Source organism: Haloglycomyces albus DSM 45210 (genome assembly GCF_000527155.1).
GTDB classification, from domain to species: domain Bacteria; phylum Actinomycetota; class Actinomycetes; order Mycobacteriales; family Micromonosporaceae; genus Haloglycomyces; species Haloglycomyces albus.
In genome coordinates this window covers 748,683-767,216 of sequence record NZ_AZUQ01000001.1, presented here as the reverse complement: position 1 = coordinate 767,216, position 18,534 = coordinate 748,683, and the positions used below count along the sequence as shown (strand labels likewise).

At 59.9% G+C, this 18,534-nt stretch carries 12 protein-coding genes and 1 rRNA gene; 9 read left to right on the top strand and 4 right to left on the bottom strand.

The genetic code is table 11. From position 1 onward, the window contains the following. Positions 1 to 3: 3 nt before the first annotated feature. Positions 4 to 2,034, bottom strand: coding sequence for a bifunctional copper resistance protein CopD/cytochrome c oxidase assembly protein (locus HALAL_RS0103645; protein WP_025272694.1), 2,031 nt, complete (start codon positions 2,032 to 2,034; stop codon positions 4 to 6). Between the two features lie 436 nt (positions 2,035 to 2,470). Between HALAL_RS0103645 and HALAL_RS0103640 the strand changes: the two genes are divergently transcribed. After that, positions 2,471 to 2,686, top strand: coding sequence for a hypothetical protein (locus HALAL_RS0103640; RefSeq protein ID WP_025272693.1), 216 nt, complete (start codon positions 2,471 to 2,473; stop codon positions 2,684 to 2,686). 6 nt (positions 2,687 to 2,692) lie between these two features. Then, on the top strand, positions 2,693 to 3,832 hold the full coding sequence (locus HALAL_RS0103635; protein ID WP_025272692.1) for a DUF5925 domain-containing protein: 1,140 nt from the start codon (positions 2,693 to 2,695) through the stop codon (positions 3,830 to 3,832). 59 nt (positions 3,833 to 3,891) lie between these two features. On the opposite strand, the gene HALAL_RS0103630 is transcribed toward HALAL_RS0103635, so the two are convergent. Then, entirely contained in the window at positions 3,892 to 5,214 is a 1,323-nt protein-coding gene (locus tag HALAL_RS0103630) for a S8 family serine peptidase (protein WP_025272691.1), read from the bottom strand. 187 nt (positions 5,215 to 5,401) lie between these two features. Here HALAL_RS0103630 and eccE point away from each other — a divergent pair, with 187 nt between their 5' ends. Both eccE and HALAL_RS18430 read left to right on the top strand, forming a co-directional pair. Further along, the gene (gene eccE / locus HALAL_RS0103625; protein ID WP_025272690.1) at positions 5,402 to 6,655 is read left to right on the top strand and encodes a type VII secretion protein EccE; all 1,254 of its coding nucleotides are present in this window, start codon (positions 5,402 to 5,404) and stop codon (positions 6,653 to 6,655) included. After that, complete coding sequence (locus tag HALAL_RS18430; protein WP_035534337.1) at positions 6,652 to 8,811, top strand: hypothetical protein; 2,160 nt, start codon at positions 6,652 to 6,654, stop codon at positions 8,809 to 8,811. Before eccE ends, HALAL_RS18430 begins: the two co-directional genes overlap by 4 nt. 361 nt (positions 8,812 to 9,172) lie before the next feature. On the opposite strand, the gene HALAL_RS18425 is transcribed toward HALAL_RS18430, so the two are convergent. Both HALAL_RS18425 and HALAL_RS0103605 read right to left on the bottom strand, forming a co-directional pair. Next, positions 9,173 to 10,378, bottom strand: a complete 1,206-nt coding sequence (locus HALAL_RS18425) for a hypothetical protein (RefSeq protein ID WP_156937583.1) — start codon at positions 10,376 to 10,378, stop codon at positions 9,173 to 9,175. A gap of 274 nt (positions 10,379 to 10,652) precedes the next feature. Next, positions 10,653 to 11,393, bottom strand: coding sequence for a hypothetical protein (locus HALAL_RS0103605; protein WP_156937582.1), 741 nt, complete (start codon positions 11,391 to 11,393; stop codon positions 10,653 to 10,655). 803 nt (positions 11,394 to 12,196) lie between these two features. Between HALAL_RS0103605 and HALAL_RS0103600 the strand changes: the two genes are divergently transcribed. The 5 genes from HALAL_RS0103600 to HALAL_RS0103580 all read left to right on the top strand — a co-directional run bounded on the left by HALAL_RS0103600 (position 12,197) and on the right by HALAL_RS0103580 (position 18,244). Continuing rightward, on the top strand, positions 12,197 to 14,308 hold the full coding sequence (locus HALAL_RS0103600; RefSeq protein ID WP_035534336.1) for an Rne/Rng family ribonuclease: 2,112 nt from the start codon (positions 12,197 to 12,199) through the stop codon (positions 14,306 to 14,308). Between the two features lie 412 nt (positions 14,309 to 14,720). Further along, the gene (gene rplU / locus HALAL_RS0103595; protein WP_025272685.1) at positions 14,721 to 15,020 is read left to right on the top strand and encodes a 50S ribosomal protein L21; all 300 of its coding nucleotides are present in this window, start codon (positions 14,721 to 14,723) and stop codon (positions 15,018 to 15,020) included. Between the two features lie 11 nt (positions 15,021 to 15,031). Beyond that, entirely contained in the window at positions 15,032 to 15,292 is a 261-nt protein-coding gene (gene rpmA, locus HALAL_RS17980; RefSeq protein ID WP_025272684.1) for a 50S ribosomal protein L27, read from the top strand. A gap of 200 nt (positions 15,293 to 15,492) precedes the next feature. Beyond that, positions 15,493 to 16,029: a hypothetical protein gene (locus tag HALAL_RS0103585; protein ID WP_156937581.1), complete on the top strand. Its 537-nt coding sequence runs from the start codon at positions 15,493 to 15,495 to the stop codon at positions 16,027 to 16,029. Positions 16,030 to 16,709: 680 nt separating this feature from the next. Continuing rightward, a 16S ribosomal RNA gene (locus HALAL_RS0103580) occupies positions 16,710 to 18,244 on the top strand. The last annotated feature ends 290 nt before the right edge of the window (positions 18,245 to 18,534 follow it).

Genomic DNA, 18,534 nt, shown 5'->3' with positions numbered 1-18,534 from the left:
ACGTCAGTCCTCGCCCGCACGTTGGTTCAGGCGCTGCAAGTAGGCGTTATAGGCCTCGTGCGGATCGTCCTCCGGACGTCCGTTGTCGGCGGCCCGCTGTGCCACCCGGTCGATGCGGCGGCCTTCCCGTTCGTCCGATCTCGCCCACTGCCGAATCAACGCCGACAGCACGATGATCGACGGAATCTCACCGAATCCCCAGGCGATGCCGCCGCCGACCTGCTGGTCGGCCAATAGCCCCTCGGCGCCGTCGATCCAGGGAACCTCGAGGCTGACAAACCAGGTTTCGGCGATGACTCCCGTCCCCATCATCAAAGTGACTCCGAAGATGGCGTGGAAAATCATCGACACGAAATACAGGAGAGTCTTGGCCGGATAGGAGAGACGCCGTGGCTTGGGGTCGGGGCCGATGATCACCCAGAAGAACAGGCAACCCGACATGAGGAAGTGAAACATCATGGCCAAGTGGCCCAGATGTGAGCCCATCGCCCATTCCAAGAGGCCCGAGAAGTACATGATGTAGAGGCCGGAAAGATAGATTCCCAGGGCGACAAGCGGTATCGAGACGAACCGGGAAAATCGCGAATGCACCAGCCCCAGCAGCCATTCTCGGGGGCCGCCTCGCTTATTGGTCGGTAGCGCGCGCAGCGCCAAGGTCATCGGCGCGGCCAGGACGAGGAAGATGGGGGCCAGCATGTTCAATACCATGTGCTGCACCATATGGGCGCTGAACATGACCAGGGAGTATTTACCGAGGCCACTGGATGTGGCGACGATGATGGCAGTCCAGCCGAGTATCCACATGGCGGTGCGCGGCCACGGCCAACGAATCCCACGTCGCTTCAGACGGCGCACCCCGGCGAGGTAGCCGACGGTCAAGCTGACGGCCAGAGCGCAGAAGATCACGGACGGATACCAGTCGGTCAGTACCTGCTGAAGACTGTAGGGATCCGGCATGGGGTAGCCCAGAAGCGCCAGTGTGGGATCGGAATCGGTGTTCTCCGGCGGAGCCGTGGTCGCCAAGGTCGCGGCCATTCCGACCACGACGGCGAAGAACACCAATTCCACGGCAGCGAGGCGAATGAAGGCGTTACGGTCCGGAAGGCGGGGGATGGTGATCCGTCGGTGCATCCAGCCCAGGACGCCGATCAGTACCACGGCCGAGAGTTTCGCCAGGGCCATGTACCCGTATTCGGTCGTCCACAGACTCTCGACCGGTGCGTTGGCGACAAAGGTGATGAGTCCGGACAATGTCACCAAGCCGAGGCACACGCCGGCGACCGGCGAGTAACGGCGCACGGTGGCGGTAATGTCGGCGCGGGCGATGAACAGAGCCAGCAGACCGCCGATCCAGACCGTGGCGGCGACGATGTGAATGATGAGACCGTCCAAGGCGATCTGGTGATTGCCGTTGGTGGCCGAGTGACCGGTGAAGATCGGCGGCAGTAGGCCTATCGTGCCGATCCCGGCCGCCCAGAACAGTCCGTTCACCGTGAGGCTGCGTGCGGCGACGATGGCGCAGGCGGCGGCCAGGATCGTGGTGAAGCCGAGCGACTGACCGACGTTGTAGTCGCTCAAAAAGGAGATGACGCCGTTCACGCTGACGTCGTCAAAACCGATCGTCCAGGTATAGGCGTAGTTGACCACGATCCGGAAAGCGGAGACCAGCGCCCAGCAGAAGGCGAAGAGAGCCGCGATTCGGGACCATTTCCACGCCTGGGCCGTCGTCTTACGCCGGTCGTCTCGATGGCCGGGGAGGAAAAGCGCTGCAGCGCACAGCAGTCCGACCGCGGCTATGGAAACGATGTCGTAGATGTATTTGGTGAAGTTGTAAGCCGTCAGCACCGTGGGGTCGGCATTAGTGAGGCCGTCGAGCTCGACGACGGTCGTCGCGCCGGTCGCGTCGGCCGTCCAGGCGGCCACGACCGCACCGATCAATGCGGCCAAGATCACCACCAGCCATCGCGTGTATTGCGGTGGCTGGTGCGATGGCGCGGATAGAGTGACCGGCTGGGTCTCCACGGTCGATGTCATGCCCTTATTCTCGCGTAATGGTCCGGCTCACCGAGCATCAGGTGACTCCTCATGGTGGGTGATCACGAACCACCGTCGGGTGAGGCCTATGATGCGATACAGCACCCGGTTGTCTTATGGTGCAACACGGGCGGAAACCGTCGCGGGGGACGGTTACCGTAGAACTTTATAAAGACTCTCCCAAATTCGGTACCGACCGAAGGGCCTTGAGAAGGTGGCTCGGAAGGGACTTGTTGAATACGGCTCGCTTAAGCGCATACAAGTCAATGAGAACCGGCGAATTCGTTAACGTGTCACACGGTGTGTGGCGTCCCATGACGGTTGACGGGGAATGGAGGCCGTCCGTTCAGGTACACGACCACACGATACGAAGGCTTCGACCTCGACACACAGACCATCCCGGACGGGGGATCGGCCAAGGAAAGGCGGAAGTTTCATGTCGATGGGTCACGACCGACACCGGTTGTGCGTGACCGGGCAGTCGACCGCCGGATTTCCTCCGGCAGTGGTCGACGGCGCCGATCGGGCACTCCCAGCGGCACCGGCGTTTCGGTGCGGAACGCCGGACGATTCCAGCACACCGGCTTCGGCCGTACAAGGCGATCTCCGGCGGATACCGGCTAAACGGGCGCAGCCCGGTAAGGCAATGTGATATGACATGACTTTGATCGAACAGCGCGGTGATTTCATCAATATGTTGCTGAATGACTCAGGTATCGGACACTTGCGCTTCAGCCTCGAAGGTACCGATGATCCCGCACACGTACTCAATCTGCTCAGCCTGCAGAAGTTCGCCGCGGGAGCGGAACCGTATGCGGTGATTAAGAACCTACAGGGAGTGGAGAACGACACCGACCTGATTCCGGAGGGGGGTAAGCTGCTTCGGTCCGTCGTCGGACAGGTATCGGTGCAGCTGGTCGAGGGGCCGCAGTGGACTCTGCGGACCATGCGTTGGAAGGACGGATCGAGCCAGGTTCTCATCACCGCTGAGACCGAGGAACTGGTGAAGGAACTCACCGAATTCACCTCTGAGGTCGGAGTGGTGGAAGAACCCGCCGCCGACGCGGTGGACATGGGTTTCTGGTACCGCTCGGCGCGCGGCCCGTTCCGCTCGAACCGAACCATTACGTCACCCGCTTGGGACGATATTCAGGAGAATTACTCCGCCTCTTCCAAAGAGGCGTTGAGCTCTCTCATGAAGACCCGTTCGTCGGACGTCACAGGTCGCTTGCTGCTACTTCACGGTCCCCCCGGGACGGGGAAGACCACGGCGCTGCGATCCTTGGCACGGGAATGGTCGGATTGGTGTCAGGTGGACACCGTATTGGACCCGGAAGCCTTCTTCACCGACCCGTCATATCTGATGGACGTCGTCGTGGGTGCCGATCAGGAACTTCCCTTCGCACCGCCGGAAGAACAGCAGCCGCGTAAATGGCGCTTGATGATCATCGAAGACTGCGATGAACTCATTCGCGGTGAGGCCAAGGAATCGGCCGGGCAGGCGCTTTCTCGTCTGCTGAACCTCACCGACGGGCTCCTGGGGCAGGGGCGCGAAATCCTCGTGGCGATCACAACGAACGAACGACTTGACCGACTTCATCCGGCCGTGGTGCGTCCGGGACGGTGCTTGGCGCAGATCGAAGTGGGAGAACTGTCCAAGAGTGAAGCGTCCCAATGGCTTGAGGGACAGACGGTCACCCGCCCCATGACGCTGGCCGAGCTCTATGCCCGCAAGACGGGTGCGAGCCAGACGCATGAGGCGACCATTCCCCAACAACACGTGGGGCAGTATCTATAAACATCGATCGGGCCCCGGCCATTGCGACCGGGGCCCGATTCAGTGGTTGTGGACGGTGGTCACGATTCGCCGGGTTTCCACCCGCGTCGCCGTCCGCTGGGAATGACCTTCACAAGCGCATAGATCACGGCGATCGCCAGAACGCTGCCTATCATCACCATGTAAGCGACGTCCCGTTCCGATTTCCATTGGTCCACCGGAGCGGGAATCTCACCCATGAGCTGACCGTCCGCATGAATCGCGGTGTTCTCGTTTTCTCCCGGACTGAACTCACCGTAATCTCCGATGGCCGTTAGCGCGCGGTGAATATTGAGGGCGCCGTGCCCCTGAAAGGCGTTGTGGCCGCAGCCGGAACAATCTTCGAAGCCGCCGGGCGCCGCCGAAGTGGTACTGATCAAGCGATCCTTGATCCATCCCGGTGTCGCCTTGTCACCGAACTTTCCGATCAACAGAGCGACCGCGCCGGTAACAAAGGGGGTCGCAAACGACGTTCCTCGGCTGGTGTAGTAACCGTCGCCTTCGGGGGCGGGGAGATGCACATCGTTGCCAGGCGCCATAATGTCCACGGTCGTCCCAAAATTGCCCTCGTCCCAGTAGCCTTCTTCGTCGTACGAGGTCACCGCTATGGTCTTGTCATAGTGGGCTGGATACACGATGTCGTCGGGATTACCCAGCTCGGCGGCGTACTGCATGTTCATACCGTTGTTGCCGGTTGAGGCGACAATCGGGATCCCTTCGTCCCAGGCGCGATCTACCGCGTCCTTCAACTCGTGTTGGGATACCGCAGTAATAGAGATATTGATGACATCCACCTCTTTGTTTATTGCGGTGTGGATGGCCCAGGCCATGCTGGCGGAGATCTTTGGGTCTGCGTCGGTGATGTCTTCGGGGAAGAGGCGGAAGGAATAGATTTCGGCGTCGGGCGCGATCCCCATAAAGCGGGTGTCGTCATGCCCCCCGGCGATAATTCCGGCGACAGCGGTGCCATGGCCAACGCTGTCGCAGAGCCCATCCTCGGAGTCGTCCCAGGGGTCCATAAACTCGTTGACCTGGTCTCCCAACGTTGGATGCGGATTGACTCCGGAATCGATGATGGCGACTTTAACCGGGTCCCCGTCTTCTTTCAATCCGGTGTTCTGGGAGTGGATCAAATCGAGATTCATATTCTGCTGTGGCCAGGGAGTCTCCTTGAGCTCCGGTTCCTCACCCGTTGCCGGGTCGCAGGGAACTTCGTATTCTTCGCCCCAATCGGTGTCCGTGTCGAATTCTTCAGGAGCCATAGGTAGTGCCGCGGCTTGGGACGACGGCGTCATGATCGCCAAGACCGCCGTTGCCAGAATGACGGCGACCTTCCCTGGGGAGGATAGTGAAGCGCTGCGCATACAAGTAGTCTAAGACAAGGCCGCAACTCACACAACGTGGGACGATGTACTTGGGCAACAGAGGATCCCACGGGGATACGAAAGGTACCCACAGATGATGTCTCCCTGGACGCGACCTTTTACCATAGAGGTATCTGGCTTCTGCCATAGAAGTATGTCGGCGCTACCGGAACGAAGCAGGCACTAGATGACCATTATGGAATCACAACAACAGGCGCTCGGGCGGGCCGTGGTATCCGCTGACGCAAGCGACGAGGTGGATCCACGCGCGGTCTCATTCACCGCACGTGGATCGGGTCGATTGGGGCCCTTGACTCTCGCACAGCTCGTTATATTCGAACTGGCGGCCCTACTGGTCGTGGGTGGGCTTCAGCTGGGTCTCATACACTTGGCGGTAGGGAGCGGAATCGCTCTGGTTCTCGTGGTGACCATGTTGTTGCGCAGTGGGGATCGTTGGTGGTACCAGACGATTCCATTGAAGCGCCGTCTCCGCCGCCGTGTCTACAGTCTCGACCCACAGCAGCACACCGATGTATTGCACCGTATCGCCCCCGATCTCGGTGTCAAAGGTGTCGAGGTGCGCGATGAGTCCGTCGGATTCGGCCAGGACGCCGGTGGCTGGTTCACCATCATTCAGATCAACGCCACCGACGACGTGATCCAAGAGATCCCCCTGGAACGACTGGAACGACTCTTCGACGGTTCGACGACTCCGGTAACGTCCCTCCAACTGGTCGGACACACCACTCCCGTCGGTCTGGCCGCGTACTCGAACAACCCTGCGGCACAGTCGTACCGGGAACTGTTGGGAAACACCCCCGTCGTCATCCACCACAAAGCCTGGCTGGCCGTGCGCCTGGGCGTCGGCGACGGTCTTTCCATTTCCGACGATCGTGGTGGGGGACCCGAAGGGGCGATTAAAGGACTGACCGCCGCCACACAGCGAGTCAGTAAGCTTTTGGCCAACATCGGTATCCCGAACCGTATTCTCAACGCCGAGGGTGTGCAAAACGCCCTGCAGCAGTCGTTGGGTGTGGCCTTCGCTCCCGTACAGGGTGAGCGCACGATGGAGGATTGGGACCATTGGTACGCCGACGGTTTGCGCCACGTCAGCTATCGCATTACCCAATGGCCGTCCGACCCACAGAGCCTGCGACAGGTCGTGGACGCGTTCGCCGCGGTACCCGCCGTTTACACGACCGTGTCATTGATCGTGACCGGCACGGAGGGCGGACAAGTCAGCGCCGACGGTCGGGTCACCGGTAAACAGCTGGCCATCGATGCGATCGTCCGTGTCGCGCTGGATGAAACATCGTGGGATTCGGCTCAGAACCAAGTCCTGAACGTTGCTGACGACCTCGGTGTGAAGCTACAACGTTTTGACGGAGAGCAAGGCCCAGCGGCCTATGCCTCCGCGCCCACCGGAGGAGGACCTCGATGAGTAACCGCGACAACCCGCAGCAGCCGGACAACGACCGTGGTCGAGGCCGGGCTCAACCGCCGGGAAACGCTTACGGCCGTCGACCGGCCCAGCAGCCGCCCCCTGCCAACGGCGAACCGGAACGCCGCGACGAGGAGGAGGCTACCGGAACCGCCAAAGTAGGGCGCCATTCAATGGAATACCGTCAGGCCCCACCACCCGGATCTCAACCACCCGCTCGGGGACAACAACCTCCGGCCGCGGGACAACAACCGCCGCAAAACCGTCCCGCCACCGGTCAGCGCCCACCCCAAAACCGCCCACAACAGAACCCCCCACCGGCACCACCCGCACGAGGAGGCGCGCAGGTCAATCCGCCTGCTGCCGGGCAACAGCCGCCGCAACGCCAGCCAGGCAATCCGCAAACCGGTGCGGGCCGGGCGCAACCACCCCAATCGCAGCCACCACCGCGTACCGGCCAGGCAAATCCGCGTGCGGGTGCACCGCAATCGGCCGCTTCCGAACGTCCACCCGCCCGTGGTGGGCAACAACCTCCTGCCGCGCCGCCGAACTCACCCCCACAATCGGCACAGCGGCCGGCACCGGCGTCGGGTCGGCAACCGAATCAAGGGCAACAGGGCGCTCCAGGGGCCGGACAGCAGGCCAGTCCACAGGGCTTGCAACCACAACCGCAGCGGCCTCAGAACCAACCTCCGCCGAATCAAGGACAAGCGTCCACCGGACAGCGCCCCGGTTCAGGACCTCCAGCACGTCCGGCTCCTCCACAGCACCAAGGTGCTCCACAGCAAGGCGCGCCGCAACAAGGGACACCGCAACAAGGGACACCGCAACAGGGTTCAGCCCGACCGCAGCCTCCCAATAACCAGAACGGGACGGCCGGACAGGCACGCCCACCCCAAGGACAGCAGCCACCGCCGCCGCGTCCCGAGGCGCAACGTCCAGCACCTCCACCTGCTCACGGAGGCGCCGCACCGGTCCCACCCGCCGCGTCGCAGCCGCCGTCGCACCCTCAGACGAGCGGCTCGGGTCCGAAACGTGAGGAACCGCAAACCGGTTCGACTCCGACAAGTGCCCCTCCCGGCAACGGATCTGGATCCGCTGGGGCCGCGGCCCCCGTATCCGCCGCTCCGGTATCGGCTCAACCTGTTTCGGCCCAACCGATTTCAGGACAGCCGATCTCCGGGCAGCCCGTTTCGGCCCAACCGGTCTCCGGGCAACCGGTTTCGGGACAGCAGGTGTCAGGGCAACCGGTCTCCGCGCAGCCGATGTCAGGACAACCGATGTCAGGGCAGCCCATGTCGGCGCAACCGTATTCCGGGGTCCCCATGTCGGGTGCGTCGTTCAGCGCCGTTCCCGCGTCCGCGGAACTGTTCGGAATCGAGCAGGTCACCACGGGGCCATCGGAAGGAACGGTATACGGACTTCCGGTCACCGACCGTGCCGTGGAGACCATCGACGATGCCGGTCAGCCGGTCGACTCGATTCGCCCCGCACCCCAACTTCCCACTGCCGCGGCACTGGAACTCCTCACCAGTGCCAGCCCACAGGCGGGATTGGTCATCGGCAAGGATGCCGAGCATTCCCCGGTCGTCGCGCCGTTCTTCCGGCCGGAGACCACCCATATCAATCTCATCGGTGGGGTGTATCTAGCGCGCCTCCTGGTCTTTCGTGCGCTCGCTCTCGGCACCCGTGTAGCGGTGTGTACGAACCGCCCGCAGGAATGGGACCGCTTGGGAGAATGGGCCACCAACCGGCAAGACCGGATGGCCGTGCTACACGGAGACCAACCGGTGACGATCGAGGCCTCGCAGCACCAGCCGGCGCTGTTCGTATACGACGTCGGGGAGACCGGACCGAGGACACAGCCGGTATTGGGGCCGTGGCGTACGCAATTGACCGTCTTTCCTCGCTTGACGAATTTCTTTCCTCCCGAAGCGCAGAAGGCGGAAATGACCGTGCTGCAACGTCTGACGGCGGAGGAGTCCGCCATCGCACGTCGACATCTGCGCGTCAGCCATGATGTACTGCAGTTGTTCCAGGCGTTGAAGGACGACATGATGGCGATGTTGCGGACCGGTTCGAAGGAGAAATATCTGTGGACCGCTCCGACGAATATGGAGTTGCAGATGTTCGGGCAGCCAATGCGGACGTATTAAGCCGGTGCCGTAGCGCGGTTCGAGAGATGCGTATCGAGGAACGCCGTAATACGGACCTACTCGACACCACCTGGGCGGACAGTGTGCGGGTTCATATCGCACGGACTCATGCCGTCCGGGCTTATGCCGCACCGACTCATACGACATAAAAAAGAGCCGAGGGCCGGGCGCTACGCGCCCGGCCCTCGGCTCTCCGGTCGATTATTCGCCCTGGCACCGAATGCGGCATGTCGTCTTGCGACCTGATTGCTGCACTACCGTGTGATGAGGTCGACCCGAGGCATCAATGATCGACGGTGTCGCGGACCGTCGGCCTGGCCGCTCACAGGACGGTTATCCGTCGCTTTGTATAACTCGTTTTCTAGTCCCATTCGGACAGATACGAGTTCGCTATTTCTTCGGCCCAGGTCGCCAAGTCCTCCACAGAGCTGTCAGCGCGAGTGACATAGAGTTGCACATTCAGAATGGCGTTGTCGTGCACCATGAACAGCTGGTAATTAGCTGAATCGCCCGACTCGGCGGGGGCGTAGTAAGCGACGCTGTCGTCCTGCCCGGTGTCCACGCTCTCCCAAGCGCCGTTTTCGTCCATATCGGATTTATAGGACAGCCTTACCTCGGCGGAACCAGGGGAGCTGTGCAGACTCGCCACCGTTGTTACCTGAGCGTAGGCGCTTTCGAGGTCTCCAAAGGCGACGACACACGTCTGTTCCTCGCCATCGGAGTCGACGTTTTCGGTGGACACCTCCCGTTGGTCCAAATTCACCACATCGCTTAGTGGGGCGCCGTCGACGTACGAGCAGGAGTCATCGGCGAGACTGAGACCCTCAACTTCTTCGGGTTGTTCTTCCTCTTGCGATAGATACCACCACGCACCGCCACCGACGACGGCTAGAACCAGGAGAATCACTGCCGCTTTGGCGAATGGATTGCCCTTCTTGGCGCGTTTCCAGGCTCGCGTGTCGTTTTCGCGGCCCCGGCGCCGAGACGATCCTGGTTGGCGGTCCTCTTTAGGAAGGTAGCCAAGCTTGCCGATGACCTGTGTGTGTTCTTTTGTCGACCAGTCGTCCACTGTGTGATCGTCGAAGGCTCGTTCTTCAAACGGCTGTGATGCCGGGGAGGGCGGAGGCGTCCCCCGGGGCCCGGACGGCGGCGGAGTCGGGCTGGTCGGCTCGGGCCGTCCGCCCGCGGCCGGTTGTTGTCGACCGTAGTTATTGGGGTTGGGCGATTGCCATCCGGCTTGTGGACGGCCAACCTGCGGTTGTGGCCGGGAGGGATCCGAATTTCCGAAGCCGGCCTGAGGCTGTCCACCGGCGGACGGCGCGCCGGCCTGTGGCCGTCCCGGGGCGGGTCGGCCGGGGTTTCCGTTCCAGGCCCCAGCGCCCGGCTGTGGTTGCCCACCGGCGTTGGGATATCCCGGCTGTGCTTGCGACTGGTGGTCGGGGCGGATATTGCCTCCGACCGGAGGATACTGCGCAGATGGAGAGTTCCAACGATCTTCCGAACTGTCCCCGGGTCGTGGCCGCCTAGGTGGCTGCTGTGGCGAATTGAAAGACGATGGAGAGCTCACAATTTTCCTCCACAAGATTGCGTTGTCGCGTGAGTGGCGTTGGTCTATAGCGTTATGGACTCGTCCGTGGTCATTGGGCGGGTGGCCGTCGGCTTGGCATGGTCACTGGAACCGAGGCGGTTCCTATGGCGTCCTGCCGAGATACCGTCGGGCCTCCCTTCGAAGCTTGCCGATCCAAGGAGACTCCATCCCGAGATCGTGTCGGCATTGTTACCTTTGGCGACCTCGACTTATCTGAAAAAGATTCCAATGGTCTTAGCTTAAACCGCCGCGTTCAACCATTGTCGCGTGGGAGAGCGGAGATGATTTCTTTCCCAACCGCAGCGGACAGATCCTCGCCGGAGTCGTCTTCCGGTTCCATACCGCTCAGAGTGACATGAATCGAGACGGTGGCGTTTCCGCTCAGCGCGATCCAGCGCCAATGCTGCTGTGCGTCATCTTCGGTATGGGACAGAACGACCTCGTCTCGGTGTTTTCCGCCCGACAATTCCGTCGTCTCGCGACCTTCCGCCGCTTCGATCTCCTTCAGGCCGCTGTAGGCGCGTTGCGCCTTATCGGAGCGAGGAAATACCTCAACGGCGCTGAATACGGTCAGTTTCCGCCAAATCTCCTCGTTCTCGGACTCGGCGGAGTACATGCAGTCAAAGCCCTCCGAGTCCTCACCGGAGGTCGTGGTGGGTTCCACCAGTGGTTCCTCCGTCGGAACCCACGTCTGAAAGCGTTCTTCGTCCACCGCCGCCGAGCACACGTCACCGATCTCGGCGGCCACCACATCGGGAGTCCCGTCGTTCGGGTCGATCAGCCACCACATCACACCGCCACCCACAATGAGCAGCAGTGCGACCGCTCCAATGACAATGCCGACATGTCCGAATTGGCGAAGTCGATCGATACCACGGTGGCGACCCGAATATTGTTCCGGCCGGTCCTCGCGGTCGGTGTCTTCCTGGTCTTCAGGTCGGTCGCTCTCCGAATCGCTGACGCGCAGTGCGATCGTGAGCACCTCCTCAGTCAAACTAATCGCTCTTTAACGACGCTCATGTCGCCTGACAACACGATTGTCATCGTTTATATCGGAATATCGCGGTTACGAGTCCGGCTGATTTCGGCAATTACCGAAGTCCAGACACAATACTCTGCTACGTCAATACCATGCGAGGCAACCCTCAGGCAGAGAGACGAGGCCGGTGAGCGAGCCGGAGACATAATCCACTCCAAGGTGGTAACAACGGACTGTGGTTCGGGTGAACGCGCAGGTCAAATACTCGGATATTGTCGCACTGGTGTCGTTTACCAAAGTGTTGACTCCCTCTGAAAACCTCGCGAAGTCGGCAGATCAGCGTATGTGTGCGATACTTAAGAATGTCGTATCGAGCACTGGATGGGACTAAACGGTGTTGCGCTGGTAGCTCCGGTGGTCACATCCATGCCCGAAGAGAGCGTCGGCAGTGTACCGCACTATCGCCTAGAAGGGGTGATATGCGGCGAATCCGAAGCTCTCAGCCTCAACCGGTGGGACGACGGATCGGGGAGACCGGTCCGCCGATGCCACCGCTTTCGAAGCGCAGCGGCTGTGCAGCAGCCACCACACCCTTCGACCGATGTTGAGCGATGGTTTCCCAATGGGAACGGTGGACCTGACAAACGACACACCGATGAGTCGTTAAGGCGGCATCATTGGTGGAGCCGACAAGGTTCGAATCGAAAGCTTTAACAAGACGGCGGGATCGCAGATCCCCGTCTGAGCGCCGACCTGTGCGGCTGCGAGCACCAGAACACTCGCGCCCGGGACTCGGCTGGAATGGAGAGAGTATTCAGATGCGCGAGGACGAACCGCGCGATAAAAGACCGCCTATTTCGGTCAGCTTCATCGCGCCACAAGGCAGCAAATCGGACCCCGAGCCCGAGTCCAAACCGGTGAAACAGGAGCCGGCGGGTAAGGCCGTACCGATGTCCGATTCGCTGTTCGCACCGCCCCCCAAAATCGAGCCCAAACCGAAGTCGGAGTCGCCGTCCGATTCCCGCGACGACCGTCGTAAGGACAAGGGCGCAGTCGCCGACGAGTCCGAAAAAGACGACGACTCGGCCGATATCGAAGCGGATGACGAGGATCGTCCTAGGCGTCGGGGACGACGCGGGCGTCGTGGACGCGGTCGTGGAAAGGGAAGCGACAACGGAGACGGTGCCGGTGGAGACGAAACCTCTGCTCAGCAGGAAAAAGACTCTGATTCGAACAAGTCCACCGCAGAAGTCACCCGTCGTCGGCGTCGGAGGCGTACCCGGGCCGGGGCCGTCGAGTCGGACCGGTCGACCAAGAGCGATAAGTCCGGTAAGGACAACGGCGAAGTCGTCGTAAAGGTACGTAAAACGCCCAAACAGTCCGATGCGGACGTCGTGCAAGGCGTAAGCGGTTCTACCCGCCTGGAGGCTAAGCGGCAACGTCGGCGCGAGGGTCGTCGTAACGGCAAGAATCGCATGCACATTGTCAGCGAAGCCGAGTTCCTCGCCAGGCGCGAATCGGTGACCCGTGAACTTATCGTGCGATCGGGAAGCACCCGCAGCCAGGCAGCCGTCTTGGAGGACAATATTCTGGTGGAACACTATGTGTCCACCACGAACAGTCAAGGCCTCATCGGCAATGTCTACCTGGGGAAAGTGCAAAACGTGCTCCCCAGTATGGAAGCGGCCTTCGTTGACATCGGTCGCGGCCGCAATGCCGTCATCTATGCGGGTGAGGTCAACTGGGATGCCACTGGTCTCTCCGGGAAGTCCCGTTCGATCGAGCAGGCATTGAAACCAGGCGATACCGTGGTCGTTCAGGTGACCAAAGACCCCATCGGCCACAAAGGCGCGCGTCTTACCAGCCATATCGCCCTATCCGGTCGGCACCTCGTCTATGTTCCGAACGGCAACGCTTCAGGGATCAGTCGAAAACTGCCGGACCGGGAGAGGACCAGGCTGCGCAGTGCGTTGAAAAAGCTGGTTCCGGAGGGATCGGGCGTTATCGTTCGGACGGCCGCCGAAGGCACCGGTCCGGAGGATTTGGCCCGCGATATCTCACGACTCCAGATCGAATGGGAAGAGATCCAGGAGAAGTCGAAGAAGGGCAACGCTCCGGCGCTGCTGCACAGTGAACCGGACGTCATCATTCGGGTCGTTCGCGATATGTTCAACGAGGACTTCAAGGAACTGTTGGTAGAGGGCAACGACCTCTACGATGAGATCTACGGTTACCTTGAGGCGGTCTCACCGGAGCTGTTGCCACGCTTGAAGCGGCACACCGGGGCCAAGGACATTTTCGCGGACCGGCGCATCGATGAACAGTTGATCAAGGCCCTCGACCGCAAGGTCTATCTACCGTCCGGGGGTTCGCTGGTCATCGACCGCACTGAGGCGATGACGGTCATCGACGTGAACACCGGTCGGTTTACCGGTGAAGGCGGAAACCTCGAAGAGACGGTGACGCGTAATAACCTCGAAGCCGCCGAGGAGATCGTGCGGCAATTGCGCCTCCGCGACATCGGTGGAATCATCGTCATCGACTTTATCGATATGGTCCTGGAGAACAACCGTGAACTGGTACTCCGTCGCTTGACGGAAAGCCTGGGAAGGGACCGTACCAAACACCAGGTAACTGAGATAACGTCACTTGGGTTGGTGCAGATGACGCGTAAACGCGTTGGGCAGGGCCTGGTCGAGGCGTTCTCTGAGACGTGTGACTGCTGTAAAGGTCGCGGCCTTCAGATTCACACCGACCAGATCTTGAATCCCGAGTCGACTTCGTCGAACGGGAGCAAGAAGAAAAAGAAGAAGAAAAAGAAATCGTCCGACGGAGACGGTAACGCGAACAAGCAAGCGTCGGGAAAGGCCGGTTCGGATCAAGCTAAGCAGTCCGACACCGAGTCCGGTGACACGAAGGCCAATACCTGAAAGACCGACTGACGGTTCGTGAGGGGGCTCGGGCGGTTTGCTGCCCGAGCCCCCTCGGCGTTCCCGGGAACGCCGAGAGCGCTGTAAGCGCGAATGTGATTTCGGCGTCGTGCCTCCCGTCCGTATTTCGTCAATCAGCCACAGACGCTGTAGTCTTTAGAGTGGCCTCACCGCTCTGTAGCGAGCCGTGCCGGGCGACGGCGGAGCTCGAAACCATAGGAGCGGTTCTCGAACATCGAGAGTGCCAATCTCGCAGTGCGACGGGGCTGTCTCTCCGTACCACGCGATCTACGAGGCAAAACGTGTGTCGTCATAGGCATACGTGCGATACCCGTTCATTGTGAACGGGTGGCAGACACCCTGATGATCATTACGTTTGTCAGGGCCACCAATAAAGGAGACAACCACCGACATGTACGCAATCGTCAAAACCGGCGGCAAGCAGTACAAAGTCGCGGAAGGTGACGTTCTTACGGTTGAAAAACTGGAAGGCACCCCCGGCGACTCGCTGACGCTGCCCGCGGTCATGCTCGTGGACGGGTCCACCGTCGTAACCGACGCCTCCGGCGCCACGGTCAACGGTGAACTCGTTGAGCACGTCAAGGGCCCGAAGATCAAGATTCACAAGTACAAGAACAAAACCGGCTACCACAAGCGCCAAGGTCACCGTCAGTCGTTGACCCGCGTCAAAGTCACCGGAATCAAGAAATAAGGGGTTGACTGATGGCACATAAGAAGGGTGCGTCCAGCTCCCGCAACGGACGCGATTCAAACTCCAAGCGCCTGGGAATCAAGCGCTTCGGTGGTCAAGTCGTCAACGCTGGGGAAATCCTCGTTCGTCAGCGCGGTACCAAATACCACCCCGGTGTTTCGGTCGGCCGCGGCAACGATGACACTCTCTTTGCTCTTACCGATGGCGAAGTGAAATTCAGTATGAAGCGTGGCCGCAAGCACGTGAACATCGTGTCGGCTGAAAACGCATAACTTGAGTTCTGCTCGATTGCCGATCGGATCCGATCCGGTCGGCTTTTTTCGGCTCTTGACCATACTGACTATCCATTGTGTCTGAGCTCATTGTATTGGGCAATTGAGCGAACACCGGTACTGAGTACGCCGCTCCGATCGATGGAAAATGTGACTGTAAATACAAATCCGACTTTTCCGTTGGTGCTAGTCTCGGGCGCATGAAACGAACTCGACCAATAACTCCTGCGATACTGCTGACCGGTTTGATGAGTGCCGGCTTGGCGCTGACCGCCTGTGGACCCGATGACGAGTCGTCTTCTGGCTCTCAGGACGACTCAGCCACGGAGGAAACGCAGTCGAACTCCGGCGACAATGCCGACGGCGGTGAAGGCCAGGACTCAGGCGAGCTTTCGCACGAGGTCCGGTTGCTCCGTACGGGATCGTCCGACACGGCCGAGCTAACCGTCGACATTGACGGCGAATGGTCGTATGAACATAAGAAGACCCAGGAGACGGATTCAGGGCAGCTTGACGCGGACGTCGTTTCCGACCTGGACGAACTGGAGCAGCGTTCCGAGCTTTCCGACTGGGGCGGCCTCGAAAAAGAACCGGACGACACCGACATGTGCGGCGACGTCGACATCTATGTTCTGACGGTAGGGGACACGACGGTAAAGAACAACGGTTGCGGTGACGATCCGAATGAGGCGTACACCGAAATCGTTGAGCTTCTTCAGGAAGAGACACCGATTTAGCCGACGGTGATGTTTCGGCGAGCACACTACATTGAGAATTGATGGGGCCTCCCAAGCCATAGCGTCAGAATGGGCGCAGGTTTGCGGAGGCTCTATTTGCGTTCGCGCTCTTGTAACCTGGTGTTTTGTTGTGGGGGTACCCCCGGTTGACGGTGGGGTTTGGGGGTGTGTATATTGGTTGTTGCCCGCGAGGGAACGGACGAGACCGGGAGGGTCGAGGCCGGTGAGCGGATAGTCGAAGTCCCGACGACAACCACTTGAACTTTTGGTTCTAAGGTGTGGCGCGGTTCGCTATCAGATGTGCGGGTGTTCCTGATGCTTTAACGGTTGTTCTGTGGCATGCCTTGTGTGGTGTGTTGCGGTGTCGTTGGTGTGTGTCCTTTGTGGCTGTTTGGCTGCTTGTTGGGGCGTGTGCCGGTTCTGTTAGGGTTTTTTGGGTTGCTTCGGCTGGTGATGCTGTTTTGTGGTGTTGTTGGTTGTGGCGTGTTGTTTGAGAACTGAACAGGGTGTTTGGATAGTCAGCGTGCGGGCTGGCTGGATGATGCTGTTGTTGTGTCTGTTTGGGCATGGTGGTGGTGTTGTTTGGTTGGTTTGTATGACTGTTGATTTCTTTATTCCGATATTTTTTGGATTATTGTGGTCAGGTTGAGTTTTCGGCATTAACTGTTTGTTTTTGGTTTTTGTTGGAGAGTTTGATCCTGGCTCAGGACGAACGCTGGCGGCGTGCTTCACACATGCAAGTCGAACGGAAAGGCCCAGCTTGCTGGGTACTCGAGTGGCGAACGGGTGAGTAACACGTAAGTAACCTGCCTCTGGCTTTGGGATAACTGCTGGAAACGGCAGCTAATACTGGATATGACATGTCATCGCATGGTGGTGTGTGGAAAGTTTTTTCGGCTGGAGAGGGGCTTGCGGCCTATCAGTTTGTTGGTGGGGTGATGGCCTACCAAGGCGGTGACGGGTAGCCGGCCTGAGAGGGCGGTCGGTCACATTGGGACTGAGATACGGCCCAGACTCCTACGGGAGGCAGCAGTGGGGAATATTGCACAATGGGGGGAACCCTGATGCAGCGACGTCGCGTGGAGGATGACGGTTTTCGGATTGTAAACTCCTTTTATTCATGGCGAAGGCAGGCTTGTTGTCTGTTGACGGTAGTGTTTGAATAAGTGCCGGCTAACTACGTGCCAGCAGCCGCGGTAAGACGTAGGGCGCGAGCGTTGTCCGGATTTATTGGGCGTAAAGGGCTCGTAGGCGGCTTGTTGCGTCTGTCGTGAAAGGCAGTGACTTAATCATTGTTTTGCGGTGGATACGGGCAGGCTTGAGGCAAGTAGGGGAGATTGGAATTCTACGTGTAGCGGTGGAATGCGCAGATATGTGGAGGAACACCGGTGGCGAAGGCGGATCTCTGGGCTTGTTCTGACGCTGAGGAGCGAAAGCGTGGGGAGCGAACAGGATTAGATACCCTGGTAGTCCATGCTGTAAACGGTGGGCGCTAGGTGTGGGGCTCTTTTGTGGGTTCTGTGCCGTAGCTAACGCATTAAGCGCCCCGCCTGGGGAGTACGGTCGCAAGGCTAAAACTCAAAGGAATTGACGGGGGCCCGCACAAGCGGCGGAGCATGCGGATTAATTCGATGCAACGCGAAGAACCTTACCTGGGTTTGACATCACCCGGACGCCTGCAGAGATGTGGGTTTCTTCGGACTGGGTGACAGGTGGTGCATGGCTGTCGTCAGCTCGTGTCGTGAGATGTTGGGTTAAGTCCCGCAACGAGCGCAACCCTTATCCTGTATTGCCAGCAGTTCGGCTGGGGACTTGCGGGAGACTGCCGGTGTTAAACCGGAGGAGGGTGGGGATGAGGTCAAGTCATCATGCCCCTTATGTCCAGGGCTTCACGCATGCTACATTGGCCGGTACAGCGGGTAGCGAAGCTGTGAGGTGGAGCGAATCTCTGTAAAGCCGGTCGTGGTTCGGATTCGAGTCTGCAACTCGGCTCGATGAAGGTGGAGTCGCTAGTAATCGCAGATCAGCAACGCTGCGGTGAATGCGTTCCCGGGCCTTGTACACACCGCCCGTCACGTCATGAAAGTTGGCAACACCCGAAGCCTGCGGCCTAACCGGTTTTTGCTGGGGGGAGTGGTCGAAGGTGGGGCTGGCGATTAGGACGAAGTCGTAACAAGGTAGCCGTACCGGAAGGTGCGGCTGGATCACCTCCTTTCTAAGGAGTCTGTTGAGGGATTGCTGATGAAGTTGCTGTTGGGTGCTTTTGGGTGTCTGATGGTGTGCTGCTGGTTGGTTGAGTCTGACTGGTGGTGAGTAGTTGGTGGTTTCTTTATTGTCTGGAATGGTCTGGCTGATGCTGTGTGCAGTTGATGATTGGTGATCATTGGTTTGGTTAGTGGTTGTTGATTGTGGTGTTGGTTGGCGCGAGCGGCGAGTGTCGTTTGTTGTTGTGCTGTTTTGGATGTGGACTGATTGTTTTTTATGGTGTGTCGTTTACTCGTTGAC

Coding starts and splice junctions, on each gene's coding strand:
- rpmA (WP_025272684.1), top strand. CDS start 15,032: ATGGCACATAAGAAGGGTGCGTCCAGCTCCCGCAACGGACGCGATTCA.
- HALAL_RS0103635 (WP_025272692.1), top strand. CDS start 2,693: ATGACTTTGATCGAACAGCGCGGTGATTTCATCAATATGTTGCTGAAT.
- HALAL_RS0103645 (WP_025272694.1), bottom strand. CDS start 2,034: ATGACATCGACCGTGGAGACCCAGCCGGTCACTCTATCCGCGCCATCG.
- HALAL_RS18430 (WP_035534337.1), top strand. CDS start 6,652: ATGAGTAACCGCGACAACCCGCAGCAGCCGGACAACGACCGTGGTCGA.
- rplU (WP_025272685.1), top strand. CDS start 14,721: ATGTACGCAATCGTCAAAACCGGCGGCAAGCAGTACAAAGTCGCGGAA.
- HALAL_RS0103585 (WP_156937581.1), top strand. CDS start 15,493: ATGAAACGAACTCGACCAATAACTCCTGCGATACTGCTGACCGGTTTG.
- HALAL_RS0103630 (WP_025272691.1), bottom strand. CDS start 5,214: ATGCGCAGCGCTTCACTATCCTCCCCAGGGAAGGTCGCCGTCATTCTG.
- HALAL_RS0103600 (WP_035534336.1), top strand. CDS start 12,197: ATGCGCGAGGACGAACCGCGCGATAAAAGACCGCCTATTTCGGTCAGC.
- eccE (WP_025272690.1), top strand. CDS start 5,402: ATGACCATTATGGAATCACAACAACAGGCGCTCGGGCGGGCCGTGGTA.
- HALAL_RS0103640 (WP_025272693.1), top strand. CDS start 2,471: ATGTCGATGGGTCACGACCGACACCGGTTGTGCGTGACCGGGCAGTCG.